The organism is Desulfocastanea catecholica (assembly GCF_054657295.1).
This window is the reverse complement of the sequence record NZ_BAAHYZ010000198.1, coordinates 1-225: the sequence shown is the minus strand read 5'-3', so window position 1 is coordinate 225 and position 225 is coordinate 1. Positions and strand designations below refer to the sequence as shown.

The following is a 225-nucleotide window of genomic DNA, read 5'->3' as shown; positions in this document are numbered from 1 at the left end:
GTAACTACTCACCCGTCTCAGAATTTGTTTCAGGAATTTGAGAAGCTAAAGCGATCTGTATCGCCACAAGGGGGTTGACTCCCTGGCTTGCCATGGTTTGCAGGTAGCTTGAAATACGACAATAAGCTTCAGCATGCTGCTTGCTGCGAAAGCACCCCGATATTTTTTGCTTCACCTTCGCCATGCGAAGATCTCGCTCTGCTCGATTATTGGTGAAGGGAACAT

1 pseudogene is annotated in these 225 nt (G+C 47.6%); it reads right to left on the bottom strand.

The features are described from left to right. Positions 1 to 135: 135 nt before the first annotated feature. Positions 136 to 225: pseudogene (locus ACYQ8U_RS23500) on the bottom strand (IS66 family transposase); the annotation flags it as partial.